This window comes from Rhodococcus sp. Leaf278 (assembly GCF_001426085.1).
Classification (GTDB): domain Bacteria; phylum Actinomycetota; class Actinomycetes; order Mycobacteriales; family Mycobacteriaceae; genus Rhodococcoides.
Map to the genome: position 1 here is coordinate 15,972 of NZ_LMRR01000004.1, position 15,263 is coordinate 31,234.

Below are 15,263 nucleotides of genomic sequence, written 5' to 3' on the forward strand. Positions count from 1 at the left end.
TTCGATGCTGTCGACTGGAAAAGTGATTCGATTCGACGAGTTCAAGGGGTACGGGTTCGTAGCGCCGGACGAGGGCGGCGAGGACGTGTTCATTCACGTCAACGATCTGGACTTCGACAAGAGGCTCTTGGCACCGGGGGTTCGAGTCGAGTACGTCGCCGTCGAAGGCGACCGGGGTCTCAAGGCCACTCAGGTGCAGATCATCGACGGTCCGGCATCCACTGCCCTGGTAACCCGACACAAGCCGGACGTGCCGTTCCGCAATGTCCCGATCACCGAACACGAGCAACTCGAAGACGTCATCTGCGACGTGCTGTCCGAAGGGGTTTTCACCGCGGAACTGACCGAGGCTCTCCTGACCGCCAACGGCACCTTGTCAGCGACGCAGATTCTCGACATTCGATCAGCGATTTTGAGACTGGCTCACGACCACAAATGGATCGAGAGCTGACCGACGCTTCAATCGCCTGCAGCTGTCCCGAACCCGAACCCTGCCCCGGCCCCGCCTGGCCGCTGAACCCCGCCCGGCGCTGAACCCGCCCGGCCGCTGAATGAATGCGACTTTGTTGCAGTCTGAGCGACTGAAAGCCACATTGATCCCAAGGGGCGGGCTTGCGGGGCGGGCGTGCAGGCGAGAGGGCGGGGCTGGCGGCGAACCCCTAGCCGATCAGAGCGGAATGTTCTTGTGGTTGCCCCGCGCCGCAGGGGCAGCAGCGAGTGCTTTGGTGACCGTGCTGCGAGTCTTGCTCGGCTCGATGACCTCGTCGACGACACCGATGGCCACGGCACGCTCGACGCCACCGGCGATGCTCTCGTGCTCGACGGTGAGGCGATCGTGCAGGGCCTCGCGCTCTTCCTCGGGCGCGGCGGCGAGGGCCTTCTTGTGCAGGATGCCGACGGCTGCCTTCGCGCCCATCACGGCGACCTCGGAGCCGGGCCAGGCGTACACAGCAGTGGCACCGAGTGCGCGAGCGTTCATGGCGATGTACGCACCGCCGTAGATCTTGCGCGTGACCAGGGTGACGCGAGGAACGGTCGCTTCGGCGAAGGCGTGCAACAGCTTTGCGCCGCGGCGGACGACGCCTTCCCATTCCATACTGACACCGGGGAGGTATCCGGGAACGTCGACGACCACGATCAGCGGAATGCCGAACGCATCGCACAACCGCACGAAACGTGCTGCCTTCTCGGCACTTTCGGAGTTGAGGCAACCGCCGAGACGAATGGGATTGTTGGCGATGACGCCGACGGTGCGGCCGCTGATGCGTCCGAGACCGATGACGATGCTGCGGGCCCAGCCGCCCTGAAACTCCTCGAACGTCGATTCGCCTTCGACGTTGTCGAGGAGCTCGTGAACGATCGGGTGCACATCGTATGCGCGACGGTTGGATTCGGGCATCAACGCCCGGAGGTCGGTGTCTCCGTGCTCGGCGGCTGCGATGTCGAATTCGCCCTGCTCGCAGAACATCGACACCAGACGGCGGGCGCGGGTGAACGCGTCCATCTCGCTGTCGGCGACGATATGGCAGACACCGGACTTCTTGTGATGGGTGTCGGGGCCACCGAGCGAGGCCATGTCGACCTGCTCGCCGGTGACGCTGCGGACGACGTCGGGACCGGTGACGAACACGCGTCCCTCGGGAGCCATGATGACGACGTCGGTCAACGCAGGACCGTAAGCGGCGCCGCCGGCAGCGAAGCCGAGGACGACGGAAATCTGGGGGACGAGGCCGGACGCTCGAACCATGGCCTCGAAGACGAGACCTACGGCGTGGAGAGCTTCGACGCCCTCGGCGAGGCGAGCGCCACCGGAGTGCCATACGCCGACGAGCGGGGCGCGTTGTTCGATGGCGGTATCGATGGCGGCGACGATGTGCTTGCAGCCGTCGACGCCCATGGCACCGCCCATGACGGTGGCGTCGGAGCAATACGCGATGGTGTGGACTCCGTCGATCTCACCGGAGGCCGCGAGAATGCCGGATTTGTCCCGATCGTGCAGGGGGACAGTGGTTCCGGTGTCGAACAGGTTCTCGAGGCGGGCGAGTGGATCGCGGGGATCGGTAGAAGTACCGGATCGAGTGACGGGAGCCAGAATAGTCATCGCTTGTCCTTCTTCAGGGCCCCCGTGGGGGCGAGGCCCGAACCGGGGCCGTTCGCGAGGAACGGACCCCGGTTCGGATCATGCACTGCGAGAGCGAGATTCGCTGAGTCGAAAGATCGACTCAGTGCATCACGCCTTTCCGAAGGCGAGCGCTACGTTGTGCCCACCGAATCCGAACGAGTTGTTGATCGCGTAATCGATCTGTCCGACGCGGGGCTCGCCCTTGACGACGTCGAGATCGATCTCGGGATCCTGATTCTCCAAATTCAGTGTGGGAGGGATGATTCCCTCACGCACTGCCAGCACCGTCAGAACCGACTCGAGGGCACCGACGGCACCGATCGAGTGGCCGAGAGCGGATTTCGGTGCGTACACCGCTGCGTGATTTCCGACGGCCTTGTTGATCGCCAGCGCTTCGGCGGTGTCTCCGATGGGAGTTGCCGTTGCGTGTGCGTTCACGTGGGTGATGTCGGACTTCTGCAGGCCTGCGGTCTCGATGGCGCGCTGCATCGCACGCGCGGCACCCTTTCCTTCGGGGTCGGGTGCCACGAGGTGGAACCCGTCGGAGGTGATTCCGGCACCGAGCAGGCGGGCGTGGATCGTTGCGCCGCGAGCCTTGGCGTGCTCCTCGGTCTCGATGACCATGAGCGCACCCGCTTCACCGAAGACGAAGCCGTCACGATCCTTGTCGAACGGACGTGAGGCACCCTTCGGGTTGTCGTTGTTGGTGCTCATCGCCCGCATCATGGAGAAGCTGGCGATCGGAACCGCGTCGATGTAACCCTCGACGCCGCCGGTGACGACCATGTCCGCGTCGCCCATCACGATCATTCGCCATGCGTGAGCGATGGCTTCCGATCCCGAGGAGCAGGCCGAGACAGGAGTGATGACGCCGGCCTGCGCTTTGAGCTCGAGTCCGACGACCGCTGCGGGGCCGTTCGGCATGACCATCTGAACGGCGAGCGGGGACACCTTGCGGTAGCCGCCGGCCTTCATCTTGTCGTTGGCGTCGATCAGCGAATCGCCGCCACCGAGGCCGGTACCGATCGACACGCCGAGGCGAAGAGGATCGACGTCGGGGGTGCCGGCGTTCTTCCATACTTCGCGACCGAGCACGGTGGCCAGCTGCTCCACGTAGCTCAGGCGACGAATCTCGACCCGCGAGAGCAGGCTCTGCGGGTTCACCGCGAGGTGTCCGCCGATCCGCACGGGCAGGTCGTACTCGGCGACGAAATCGTCTTCGAGAGTTGCAATTCCGCTGTCGCCGTTCAGCAGACCCTTCCACGTGGCATCGACGTCACCCGCAAGTGACGTGGTCGCAGCGAGGCTGGTGACGACGACACTGGGGAAGCGTCCGTTGGCGGTGGATGGGTTGGTCATGGGCCGTGTCACTCGCTCGCGGAGTCGTCGAGCTTGGCCTTGATAGCTTCTGCGGCTTCGGGGTTCTCCGCTTCGAGCTTCTGGATGTAGTTGACGGCGTCACCGACGGTGCGCAGACCTGCGAGGTCCTCGTCGGGGATCTTCACGCCGTACTTGTCTTCGGTCTGCACTGCGATCTCGACCATGGAGAGCGAGTCGATGTCGAGATCGTCGACGAAGGACTTCTCGATGGTCACCTCGGACGGTTCGATGCCCGTGACCTCTTCGATGATCTCTGCAAGTCCGGCGATGAGGTCTTCCTGGCTGGCCACTGTTGTGGGTCCCTTCTCTTCTGTGTCGAACGCCGAAGTCATGTGCTTCGAGACGCGGTTGTGCATTTCTGCCACTCGGGGAGTGGAAGTGGATCCGCAGTGCTGGGACTGCGGTGTGGTGTGCCGAGCTATCCGAGCTCGGCCAATGCGGAAATGTCCGCCGGTGTTTTCAGGCCGAGGTTGGCGACGCCGCGCAGTTCACGCTTGGCGATGCCGACCAGTGCGCCTGCCGGGGGCAGTTCCACAAGTCCGGTGACCTGCGCCGTGCGCAGGTAGGCGTTGCACAGATCCCATCGCACGGGGCGAGTGACCTGAGCAGCAAGTTTGTTCAGTGCGTCGGCACCCGAGGTGACCGGCTGGCCGTCCGAGTTGGACAGCAGCGTCCGCGTGGGGTCCGACGGCGTGATGGCGGCTGCTGCTGCAGCAACGGTGTCGCCCGCCGACGCCATGTACTTGGTGTGGAATGCGCCTGCGACCGGCAGGGCTCGAACGCGCGCCTTCTCGGGCGCACTCTCGGCCAGTTCGGCGAGCTTGGTGAGCAGGCCCGCTGCGACGATCTGACCTGCAGCATTGACGTTGGCCGGAGCAAGGTCCAGCTCCTCGAGTCGAGCCAGCACGGCAGCTTCGTCGCCGCCGAGTACGGCGGACATGCCGGTCGGCTCGAGTGCGCAGGCCTTGGCCATCGCAGCGCCGCGGACGGCAGCGAGCGACACCGCATCATCGGAGGAGATGACGCCGGCGATAGCCGCGGCAGCAAGCTCGCCGACGGAGTGCCCGGCGATGACGGCATCCTCGGGAAAAAGGCCGCGCGACGCAATCTCCTCGAAGGCGAGCAAGGCAGATGCCACGACCAGGGGCTGTGTCACTGCGGTGTCGGTGATCTCCTCGGCGGTGGCCGTGGTGCCGAGGCGAACGAGATCCAGGCCGGAAGCCTTGGACCACAGCGCGAGCCGGTCGGCTGCGCCGGGCAGTTCGAGCCATGGCAGCAGCATACCGGGAGTCTGGGAGCCCTGACCGGGCGCAAGCAACGCAATCACAGAGTTAAGGGAACACTGTCGGCCCGTCTATCAGTGATGTCGCGCCCGATGAACTCTCGACAAGCAATTTGTGGGAACCCTACAAATTGCCTCGTGGAGATCCGCCATCGCCGGACGGTACCCGAGCGTTACGTGACGACTTCGCCGAATGTGACCTGTGTGACAAATGGGGCAGGATGGGGCGGTTCGTGATGCGTTCGAGCCAACCTTCCTACCGTTGCTGCAACTCGGAGGACGTACGCATCGCGCGGGTTGGTGGGATCGCGCCCGGTTACCTCGGCTATGCGCTTGAGGCGATAACGGACGGTATTTGGATGAACAAACAGCTGCCGTGCGCAGGTTTCTACGGCACCGCCGCAATCCAGATAGGCGTCGAGCGTGTCGGCCAGTCCGGAACCCGCCGCAGCCAACGGAACGACCACATGATCGTTCAACGCCGATATCGCTGCACTGTCGTTCAGCAGCGCACGCTCGGGTAGTAATTCGCCCGCATGCACCGGACGCGGTGCGCCTCGCCAGCCCGCCACGGCCTGCATCCCCGCGAACGCCTCCACGGCGCTCGAATGCGCTGCTCCCAGAGTGCGGGTGGTGGGACCGATGACGACGGGCCCGTCGGAGAAGTTCTGCAGCATGTCGTCGATGAATGCGTGGTGGGCGGACGAATCGCCGATCTGGCCACTGACCACCATGACCAACCGCGTGCCCTGCACCACGGCCAGTGCTGCGCGTCCGTGCTTCTGCGCCACCGCGTGCACGGTTCCTACGACGGATACACCCCGATCGTCCGGGGGAGTGCCGACCAGCACAGTCGCGGGAGCGGTGGCGTCCCAGTTCAACGTGGCGGCGCGAGAAAGCATGTCCGAGCCGGTGTCTCCGCGCACGACGGCATCGACCACGAGGGCTTCGAGGCGGGTATCCCAGGCTCCACGGGACTCGGCGGCACTGGCGTACACCGATGCGGCAGCGAAGCCGAGCTCGCGTCCGTATCGCAGCACTGCTTCGGTCAGCGCGACCAATTGCTGATCGTTGCGCGCGAGAGCCGGCAGCCACTGCTCGAAGAACTCCATCGCCACGCGGACCATGTCGACGGTCTGGCGCAGGGTGAGGCGTCGGGCGAGGTCTTGGGGGATGACCTGAAAGGCATCGAGTGAGAAGCGAATATCGCTGTGGGGATTCTTCAGCCATTCGAGAAAGTTGTCGACGGCTGTCTGAATCAGGAGCTGGACACTCGCACGTTGAGCGGCATCCAGATCGCCGAAGAACGGTAGCTGGCCCTGCATCGTCGTCACGGCCTCTGTCGAGAGTCGGCCGGAGAACTGCTTGACCCGTCGTAGAAGGGCGTCGGGCAGAGGATCGCGCTTCTGGCGGGAGGGTGCAAGTGAGGCGACCGGAAGGTGCACCTCGTTGTCCGACGTCAGGGAATCGCGGGTCAACGATTCGCGCAACGCTTCGCGATAGGCGTCGCGTCGGGACACATCGCGTGCGGACGCGCTGCCCGGTGGGTCGGGTTTCGCATCGGACATAAGGAGAACCTACGCCCGACCCCCGCCCCTATCGCGATGGACATGCTTCGCGACGTGGGACGGGGGTCGGCCGAACAGGGGTGGAACCTACGCCGAACCGGTATCGGCGTACGACGTCGGAGCTGCAGTGACGTCGTCGATCTTGTACTTGTCCGCAGCCTCGACGGCTTTGGACTTGTCGATCTCACCGGATGCGGCAAGTGCGGACAGCGTGGCAACGACGATCGACTCGGCGTCGACGTTGAACACCCGACGCGCGGCCGGACGGGTATCGGAGAACCCGAAGCCGTCGGTGCCGAGAGTGACGTAGTCGCCCGGAACCCACTGGCGAATCTGGTCCGGCACTGCACGCATCCAATCCGAGGACGCAATGACAGGGCCGTTGGCGTCGGCCAGTGCCGAGGTGACGAACGGAACGCGCTTGTCCGCACCGGGGTTGCGCAGGGACTCCCGCTCGGCGTCGACGCCGTCGCGGCGCAGTTCGCCCCACGACGTCACCGACCAGACGGCCGAGCGCACACCCCACTCCTCGAACAGCAACTCTCGGGCCTTGCGGGCCGAGACCATGCCGACGCCCGACGCCAGCAACTGCGCCTCGGGTCCGTCGCCGTCCTGCGGAGCGGCGAATTGGTAGATGCCCTTGAGCAGACCCTCGACATCGAGGTTCTCCGGCTCGGCCGGCTGCACGTACGGCTCGTTGTACAGGGTGATGTAGTAGAAGATGTTTTCGCCGCCGAAGCCCTCGACACCTTCGGTGCCGCCGTACATCCGTCGCAGACCGTCCTTGACGATGTGTGCGATTTCGTAGGAGAACGCCGGGTCGTAGGCCACGGCCGCCGGGTTGGTCGACGCCAGCAAGAGCGAATGACCGTCGGCGTGCTGCAGACCCTCACCGGTCAGGGTGGTGCGGCCGGCGGTGGCACCGAGGACGAAACCACGAGCCATCTGGTCCGCCGCGGCCCAGAGACCGTCGCCGGTGCGCTGGAAACCGAACATCGAGTAGAAGATGTACAGCGGGATCATGACCTCGCCGTGTGTGGCGTACGAGGTGCCGACCGCGGTGAACGACGACGTGGAACCGGCCTCGTTGATGCCCTCGTGCAGGATCTGCCCGACCGAGCTCTCCTTGTAGGCGAGCATCAGCTCCGAGTCCACCGAGGTGTACAGCTGGCCGTTGCGGTTGTAGATCTTCAGCGACGGGAACCACGAGTCCATGCCGAAGGTGCGGGCCTCGTCGGGGATGATCGGCACGATTCGGTGGCCGATCTCCTTGTCGCGCAACAGCTCCTTCATGACGCGCACGAGCGCCATGGTGGTGGCGACTTCCTGCTTGCCGGAGCCCTTGCGGAGGGTTTTGTACGTGTCGTCGCCCGGCTGCGGGAGCGGCTTGACGCTCACCCGACGTTCGGGGACGAAGCCGCCGAGCTTGTTGCGACGATCGAGCATGTACTGGATCTCGGGAGCATCCGCACCGGGGTGGTAGTACGGCGGCATGTACGGATCCTTCTCGAGCTCCTCATCGGAGATCGGGATGTGCTGAAGATCGCGGAACGTCTTGAGGTCGTCGAGCGTCAGCTTCTTCATCTGGTGCGTGGCGTTACGGCCCTCGAAGTGCTTGCCGAGGGTGTAGCCCTTGATGGTGTGCGCCAGGATGACCGTCGGCTGGCCCTTGTGCGACATCGCCGCCGCGTAGGCAGCGTGCACCTTGCGGTAGTCGTGACCGCCGCGCTTGAGGTTCCAGATCTCGTCGTCGGACAGATCCTTGACGAGTTCCTTGGTGCGCGGGTCACGGCCGAAGAAGTGATCGCGGACGTAGCTGCCGTCGTTGGCCTTGTACGTCTGGAAGTCGCCGTCGGGGGTGGTGTTCATCAGGTTGACGAGCGCGCCGTCGCGGTCCTTGTGCAGCAGCGCATCCCACTCGCGGCCCCAGACGACCTTGATGACGTTCCACCCGGCTCCGCGGAAGAACGACTCCAGCTCCTGGATGATCTTGCCGTTGCCGCGGACCGGGCCGTCGAGGCGCTGCAGGTTGCAGTTGACGACGAACGTGAGGTTGTCGAGACCCTCGGTGGCGGCTACGTGCGCGAGACCGCGTGATTCCGGCTCGTCCATCTCGCCGTCGCCGAGGTAGGCCCAGACGTGCTGATCGGAGGTGTCCTTGATGCCGCGGTCGTTCAGGTAGTGGTTGAAGCGGGCCTGGTAGATGGCGTTCATCGGGCCCAGGCCCATCGACACCGTCGGGAACTCCCAGAAATCCTGCATCAGACGCGGGTGCGGGTACGACGGCAGTCCGCCGCCCTCGCTCTCGTGGCTTGCCTCCTGGCGGAAGCCGTCCATGCGCTCGGCCGGGATGCGGCCCTCGAGGAAGGCGCGGGCGTAGATGCCGGGGGAGGCGTGGCCCTGGATGAAGATGTGGTCGCCGCCGCCGGGGTGGTCCTTGCCGCGGAAGAAGTGGTTGAAGCCGACCTCGTACAGAGCTGCGGAGGATGCGTACGTGGAGATGTGACCACCGACGCCGACGCCGGGACGCTGCGCGCGGTGCACCATGATCGCGGCGTTCCAGCGAATCCAGGCGCGGTAGCGGCGCTCCATCGACTCGTCGCCCGGGAACCACGGCTCGTTCTCGGTGGGGATGGTGTTGACGTAGTCCGTGGACGTCAGCGACGGCAGCGCAACGCGGCGCTCGCCGGCGCGCTCGAGCAACCTGAGCATCAGGTAGCGAGCGCGGTTGGGTCCGGACCTCTCGAGCAGGCCGTCGAACGACTCGATCCATTCGTTGGTCTCGTCGTTGTCGATATCGGGCAGGTACGACGCGACACCCTCACGGATGACGCGGACCCGGCCGTCCGAGCCCTTCTTGCCTGCAGACGATGTGTTCTGCCGTTCGCCGCTGTTCACTTCGGACAACGTGTGCACTCCTCAATGTGGCGGACGCTCGGTGTGGCGCCCGGTCCCGGTAGTCCCGCCCCTGTGACGGCGGTCTACTTTCCTCGTTCTCGTGATTCCTCCCCAATCCTGCCGCATCCCGTCGGTTCTGGTAGTACAGAGGTCCAATACCCACCAGTAGAAATTTATGTACTCAATTTCGGCGCGGTCAGCTTGCGCGAACGGCTTCAACACTGTTCGCTTTGACTACTGCACCCACAATTCAAGGAGGTCACCACCGTGGTCGCCGCGGCGGACGCTCAGAACTACGCTCAGAAACTTGGCATAACTCGCGACATGGTCGTTCAGGAGCTGGGCTGGGACGAGGACACCGACGATGATCTGCGCGCCGACGTAGAAGATGCGATCGGTGGGGAGACCCTCGACGAGGATTCCGACGAGGTGATCGACGTTGTGCTGCTGTGGTGGCGCGACGGAGACGGTGACCTGGTCGATGCACTCATGGATGCGATCGGTCCGCTTTCGGACGATGGCATCGTGTGGGTCCTCAGCCCCAAGACCGGCATGTCCGGTCATGTCGAACCCAGCGAGATTGCCGAATCCGCCCCGACCGCAGGATTGACGCAGACCTCTGCGGCAAACCTCGGCGACTGGATCGGAAGTCGATTGGTTCAGCCCAAGACTCCCGCCACCAAGCGGTAGACCGATTCTCGACACAGGAAGACGGTTCTAGATGCCGATCGAGGTTGGCGCGGAAGCGCCCGACTTCACCCTCAAAGACCAGAACAACCAACTGGTCACGTTGTCGTCGTACAGGAACGTGAAAAACGTTCTGCTCGTGTTCTATCCACTGGCGTTCACCGGTACGTGCCAGGGCGAGCTGTGCAAAGTGCGCGACGAGTTACCGTCGTTCGAGAACGACGACACCGCGATCCTGGCGATCTCGGTGGGTCCGCCTCCGACTCACAAGATCTGGGCCGCAGAACAGGGATACACATTCCCGCTGCTGTCCGACTTCTGGCCGCACGGTGCAGTAGCTCAGGCATACGGGGTGTTCAACGAAGATGCCGGATTCGCCAATCGCGGAACGTTCGTGGTCGACAAGTCCGGAATCATCAGGTTCGCCGAAATGAACGGCCCCGGGGAAGCACGAGACAGTTCATCGTGGTCCGAGGCACTCGCACAGGTGAGCTGACCTGCGGAATTGTAGTTAGAGATCAGACACGATAAATTTCTCCAAGCGTTCCGGTGGCCCGGGGTTGTCCCCAGGCCACCGGTACTCGGGCGTATAGCTCAGCGGTAGAGCTCTGGTTTTACACACCAGCGGTCGGGGGTTCGAACCCCTCTGCGCCCACCAGGGACTTGACGTCCGAACCCTTGTCATTGAAGTCATCCTCAACTCAAGGTCATCCTCTCCTGGTTCGACCCGTAGATTCTCATTTGCCGATGCTGTTCTCAACGCTTCGATCAAATCCATAGAGTCTGCCTCCTGTCTGGACAACCTCGAACTCGTCGGCATCGAGGCTGATCCGCTCGAACCACGCCTGGTTGTAGTCGCGCCGGGTTGGGCCGGATGCGACTTCGTAGGCGGCACCGCACCGATTCAGTAAGGAAGTCGCAGCACGATTGCCGCATTCATGTCCACGGCTGACCGATCGAAGACCGTGAGGTGGCCTTCAAGCTGGTCAAGCAGTGTCGAAGGGGTTAATTGCTTATCCCGAGCGATATCGCTCGGGGTCGAACCATCCACTGCCATCTCCGTCCAGTTCAGGCGATCGTGCTTGACGCGCGCTGTGAGTCTGCGACGTTCCGATTCCCACCGCCGCGGGCCGAGCGTGACCGCAACTAAGACGCAGTCACCGACCTGGTAGCGGAACGGGTCGCGAAATCGAAGGGCAGAATCTCGGCGAGACGGCTCCTGCCGATCGCCCGCAAAGCCGGATGCAAAGGGTCGGACTGCAACTTCCGCCGCCTGGTAGCCGAAGCCGATGCCCCGAAAGTGTTGTAGGCGATCGACATTCGGTTGCACTTCCGCTGTGGTGGACTCGGGAACGTCGGCGGCGGCTACACCCGGTGCGCCCAAAGCCCAGGTGATCGCTGAGAGCCCCACGGCAGCCGCGTAGCGGCGGACCTTACCAACACGGACCAACGAATGCTTCGACGCGAGACCACCCCTTCGCTTGACGGGGTGATCTCAACACGAGACGAGTCCGCCGAGCGAACCCAGAGCGGGGTATTCATCCAATTTCATTCGATCGCAGTAACGGCTACGTCAGCGACGCGAGGCGGACATGTCGTCCGAATGGAGGATCGGAACTCGATGCTTAGACCCGTAATGTCTTGCGATGGTCTGGATGTTTTGCTGAAAGGTACTGCGTGCGCAAACCGGTGTTCTTCCTGGTGGTGTCGGTATGCGTCATTTCGAGTCTCACGGTCTCGTGTGCGCAGATTCGCGGTCTCGTGAATGGGGACGAGACCGTCTCGAGTAACGCGATTGTCGACGGCAACGGCTTTGCCGTCGTAGTCGACGGATTCACCGTCAGCGCTCCTGCAGGGGTTGCCGCCGAAGGATCGGAGGTGGTCGTTACCAGCCACACCAGCGATCGTTTCCAGGACACAGGTCAGTTCGCCGGCCGCGTCGGAAGTGCCATCGAGGTCGTCTTGAACGACGGCGAGCAGCCTGCTCAGCCGATCACCGTAGCGGTATCACTCGCCGAAGATTCGGTGCCCGAGAATTTTGCTCCGCTTGCCGTCACCGACGGTCCCGATGGTCAGGTCGAGATCGTCGCTACGACCTATGATCCAGCATCGAAAGTGCTGTTCGCCAAAATGAATCACCTGTCATTTCTGCAATTCCTGCACGTTGATTTCGGCAAGATCAGTTCGTTCATGGGGGACTCGACCAAGGAATTCTTCGGCTTCGGATCGGCTGACGCACCGGACTGTGTCGGCAGACCGGTGGAAGTCGGTGGTCGAATCATCACCGCAAGCCGCACCAAGAATCTGAGCGGCGACGAGAAGAACGCGGCGTGGCCGTGCGTCGCGGTCACCGACGGCAAGCTTGAGCTCTCAATCGAATCCAACAGCAATCTTTCGTGGCTGACCTACTCTAGACCCGAGACGGCACCTGCGTACTCCTCAGGTTCAGGGTCGGCAGACACCGGCGCGCAGGCTATCTACCGGCAGCTCTCCTCCGGCAAGGAAAGAACGGCGGGTTTTCTGACGCCCGGTGGGACGGTGCGGCATACATTCCCGATAGGAACTGTTCCCGAACTCGTGGGATTGCGCAGCAGTGCGGCGCTCGGACTCACTGCAACCTTCTTGTACATGCTCGACTCGGTGGCCACGCTGTTGGGAGTGAAGTCCGATATCGCGTCCGGTGCCGGTGGGTACGACTGCATCAGAAGTGCTGTGGATACGGCAGACACAAGCTCGAAGTCCCCCGGTGAGTCCGCAGGGTCGATGCTGAGAACCGAACTGGACTGTTTGAGTGCGGTCGCAACCGGTCCACTCGGATTCTTCCTCGGCGTGCTGGGCGGTGGACTGGGCATCATCGTCAGCAGCATCACTGGCATATATACCGAGCTATCCGGCAATGCCAAGCAATTGATCAATTTCGAGGTAGAGGGATCCGCGCCCGCACCGGCCGTGGGCGAGCAGCACTTCCAAAGCCCGAGCCGTAACGTTCGCTGCCAGATGGGTGATTCGATGGCGGGGACGTGGGGTGCCGATGGCATCGGAGTCCCGGCAGTGGGATGTATAGCGATCGAATACAACGGTCCTGGTGTGGGAGTGACCTGCGAAACCTCAACATTGAACCCCTGGCAAGGCGCGGCAGCACTCGGGGTCGACGGCGCCCCTGGACGTACTCTCTGCACTGGCGGACAACCCTTCTCCAAGTCACCGTCCGAGGACTTCCCTGTTCTCCAGTACGGCGAATCCGCGGAATGGGGACGCTTCAGCTGCACAACCGACTACGTCGTCGGGGTGATCTGCCGAGACACGACGACCGGAAACGGCTTCTCCGTCTCGCGCGACAACGTGGCAATCACCGGCCAGGACGCCACCCGGTACGCCACATCCGGTGGAAACGACAGTCCGATGGACGCAGAGCTCGGTCTGTTCAGTAACACCTTCGCGGTGCGCGGAATCGAGCTGACCCTGATTCCGGACGGCACAGGCACGCTGTATCGCAACAGTGGGGCCACCGACATCGCCACCTGGCCGATCGTCTGGGAACACACCGGAACGGCCCGAGCAACGATTGTGCTCGGCAGCCCCAACCTCTCTTCCAACCAACCGAGCGCGGTGAACACCGACTTCCAAGCCGGCGCGACTTACAATGTCGTGATCCAGGACAGCCCGCGCGTGATGGTCATCGAAGGACCCGTCGCGGGTAGTGGCCGCGACCTTCCTCCGCTGTGCCCGGAAGACGATAGAAGCGCCTGCGGAGAGTGACCGGTAAGTCGAGCACGCCTCTATCGGTCGAACAAATGATTCTTCTTCACAAATTGCGCCTGTTCGGACGTGCGACTGACGATCTTGGAGAGCGAACGTAGAGTCAACTGTCTTGACAGCAGAAAGGTGGTAGACAGCGTTGCCATCCACCGCGATTTTCATCGACTTGGAGAACATAGTTCAGCCCGCGCAGATGCCAGAGAAGGCTCGTGCCGCCGACAGTCGACTCCGAAGCGTGTCGAGAGCAACGGCTGAGGGGATTTGTGATTTCGCGGAGGGTACAGTAGCGATAAGGCGCGCGTACGCCTACTCCAATCTCGAAAGATCGAACAGAGCGCTCGTCGATGCCGGATTCAGATTTGTTCCAGTCTCGGGGTCTGGAACTTCAAAGAATGCATCGGATATTTTTATGGCGACGGATGTAATGGAAGTGTTGTACACAAAGCCGGAGATATCCAGATTTGTACTCGTGACGGGCGATTCTGACTTCTCCCCTGTTTTGGTGAAGCTCGTCGAACACGGTAAGTCGGTCATCCTGATCGGTCGCAGCACGACTCGGCAAAGCATGCGGGCGAACGCGACCGATTTCATCGATATCCAAAAATTGGCAACCGCGGACAGGGGCACGCCTGTGGTTAGCGCGGCATCACAGGTGCCAGTTCAGGAGCGCGTGACTCCAGTTCTTGTGGCGCAATTGGATGAAGCGCCGGATCGGGATGTCGACGTGCGTAGTGAGCTGGCCAGTGATCTCCTGGTACGTGCCTTCAATCTGGCGGTTCCGCCTGGAAGGGGTTCAGGGGACAGAGACATCAGAACCCGGTCAGGTGGCCTCATCTTCAAAATCTACAAAATTTTGGCCGGTATCGAGGGCTATCGCGTGCAGTTTAAGTTGTCGGAAATAGTTGCGCTTTGCGGAGATATGTTCCAACAAAATGCTGGAGAAATTTCTGCTACTTCTCTGCATTCGCTGTTTCGGCAATCCGATAATCCACTGTTGAGCGACCTGCAACAAAAGCAGATTGCAACTGCCGTAAGTAATTTCGCAAACGGCGGCGATGCGCGTGTGAATCTATCGGAAGTCCAGCCGGCTGTGACTCCGTATATCGGATCCAGGATCTGTAGGCAGTACCACCTCTGGGACCTATGGAATCTGGCCGCCTATCTCGACCTGTACGTCGACACGGTCGAAATTTTGAGGCCGACGTCGACGAGAGCCTGGGGCATCACGAACATCGACGGTGTTCGAAGCCGAGTAGGTTGACCCGGGGCACGAGCGCATACTTGCCGCGGCCGTGAGCTCAACTTTTTTCGCACGCAGTCATATGTGTCGGCGTGCCCGCATGGCCCACAGGACTACCTCGCGGCCGGCATCCCCGTCGAGAAGCAGATCGTCGCACCGCCGGCACCGGACGAGTTCGCCGGTCAACGCACGATCGGTAGCCGTTGGGCAGATACCGACAACATCAAGAACCTCGTCGCCGCGTTCAAGGATCCTGCGGTGCAGGAATTCCTGGCCACCGACCCGCGTGTCAAAGACATTCTGCTTCCCCTGCAGTAGCGGCACCCG

General features: G+C 62.7%; 11 protein-coding genes, 1 tRNA gene and 2 pseudogenes. 8 read left to right on the plus strand and 6 right to left on the minus strand.

Annotated elements, in window-relative coordinates:
* The first annotated feature begins 22 nt into the window (after positions 1-22).
* Positions 23-451: a cold-shock protein gene (locus ASG84_RS05575; protein ID WP_235581550.1), complete on the plus strand. Its 429-nt coding sequence runs from the start codon at positions 23-25 to the stop codon at positions 449-451.
* A 216-nt stretch (positions 452-667) separates the two neighbouring features.
* On the opposite strand, the gene ASG84_RS05580 is transcribed toward ASG84_RS05575, so the two are convergent.
* From ASG84_RS05580 to aceE, 6 genes are all read right to left on the minus strand, one after another.
* Positions 668-2,101 carry an acyl-CoA carboxylase subunit beta gene (locus ASG84_RS05580; protein ID WP_057476035.1) on the minus strand — a complete coding sequence of 478 codons (1,434 nt, stop codon included), beginning with the start codon at positions 2,099-2,101 and terminating at the stop codon, positions 668-670.
* A gap of 129 nt (positions 2,102-2,230) precedes the next feature.
* Positions 2,231-3,481, minus strand: coding sequence for a KasA/KasB family beta-ketoacyl-ACP synthase (locus ASG84_RS05585; RefSeq protein ID WP_032403883.1), 1,251 nt, complete (start codon positions 3,479-3,481; stop codon positions 2,231-2,233).
* Positions 3,482-3,489: 8 nt separating this feature from the next.
* The gene (gene acpM, locus ASG84_RS05590; protein WP_052058428.1) at positions 3,490-3,834 is read right to left on the minus strand and encodes a meromycolate extension acyl carrier protein AcpM; all 345 of its coding nucleotides are present in this window, start codon (positions 3,832-3,834) and stop codon (positions 3,490-3,492) included.
* Positions 3,835-3,920: 86 nt separating this feature from the next.
* Complete coding sequence (locus ASG84_RS05595; RefSeq protein ID WP_057476036.1) at positions 3,921-4,829, minus strand: ACP S-malonyltransferase; 909 nt, start codon at positions 4,827-4,829, stop codon at positions 3,921-3,923.
* A gap of 128 nt (positions 4,830-4,957) precedes the next feature.
* Positions 4,958-6,352 carry a PucR family transcriptional regulator gene (locus tag ASG84_RS05600; RefSeq protein ID WP_235581551.1) on the minus strand — a complete coding sequence of 465 codons (1,395 nt, stop codon included), beginning with the start codon at positions 6,350-6,352 and terminating at the stop codon, positions 4,958-4,960.
* Between the two features lie 87 nt (positions 6,353-6,439).
* Complete coding sequence (gene aceE, locus ASG84_RS05605) at positions 6,440-9,259, minus strand: pyruvate dehydrogenase (acetyl-transferring), homodimeric type (protein WP_057476221.1); 2,820 nt, start codon at positions 9,257-9,259, stop codon at positions 6,440-6,442.
* A gap of 258 nt (positions 9,260-9,517) precedes the next feature.
* Here aceE and ASG84_RS05610 point away from each other — a divergent pair, with 258 nt between their 5' ends.
* From ASG84_RS05610 to ASG84_RS05640, 7 genes and pseudogenes are all read left to right on the plus strand, one after another.
* Positions 9,518-9,940: a DUF3052 domain-containing protein gene (locus ASG84_RS05610; RefSeq protein ID WP_032379129.1), complete on the plus strand. Its 423-nt coding sequence runs from the start codon at positions 9,518-9,520 to the stop codon at positions 9,938-9,940.
* Positions 9,941-9,971: 31 nt separating this feature from the next.
* Positions 9,972-10,433, plus strand: a complete 462-nt coding sequence (locus ASG84_RS05615) for a peroxiredoxin (protein ID WP_057476037.1) — start codon at positions 9,972-9,974, stop codon at positions 10,431-10,433.
* Positions 10,434-10,520: 87 nt separating this feature from the next.
* Positions 10,521-10,595: transfer RNA gene (locus ASG84_RS05620), tRNA-Val, on the plus strand.
* A gap of 462 nt (positions 10,596-11,057) precedes the next feature.
* Positions 11,058-11,222 (plus strand): annotated as a pseudogene (locus tag ASG84_RS28105) (IS21 family transposase); the annotation flags it as partial.
* Positions 11,223-11,614: 392 nt separating this feature from the next.
* Positions 11,615-13,696, plus strand: coding sequence for a hypothetical protein (locus ASG84_RS05630; RefSeq protein ID WP_057476039.1), 2,082 nt, complete (start codon positions 11,615-11,617; stop codon positions 13,694-13,696).
* A 139-nt stretch (positions 13,697-13,835) separates the two neighbouring features.
* Positions 13,836-14,957, plus strand: coding sequence for an NYN domain-containing protein (locus tag ASG84_RS05635; protein WP_156399399.1), 1,122 nt, complete (start codon positions 13,836-13,838; stop codon positions 14,955-14,957).
* Between the two features lie 93 nt (positions 14,958-15,050).
* Positions 15,051-15,254 (plus strand): annotated as a pseudogene (locus ASG84_RS05640) (MetQ/NlpA family ABC transporter substrate-binding protein); the annotation flags it as partial.
* Between the last annotated feature and the right edge of the window lie 9 nt (positions 15,255-15,263).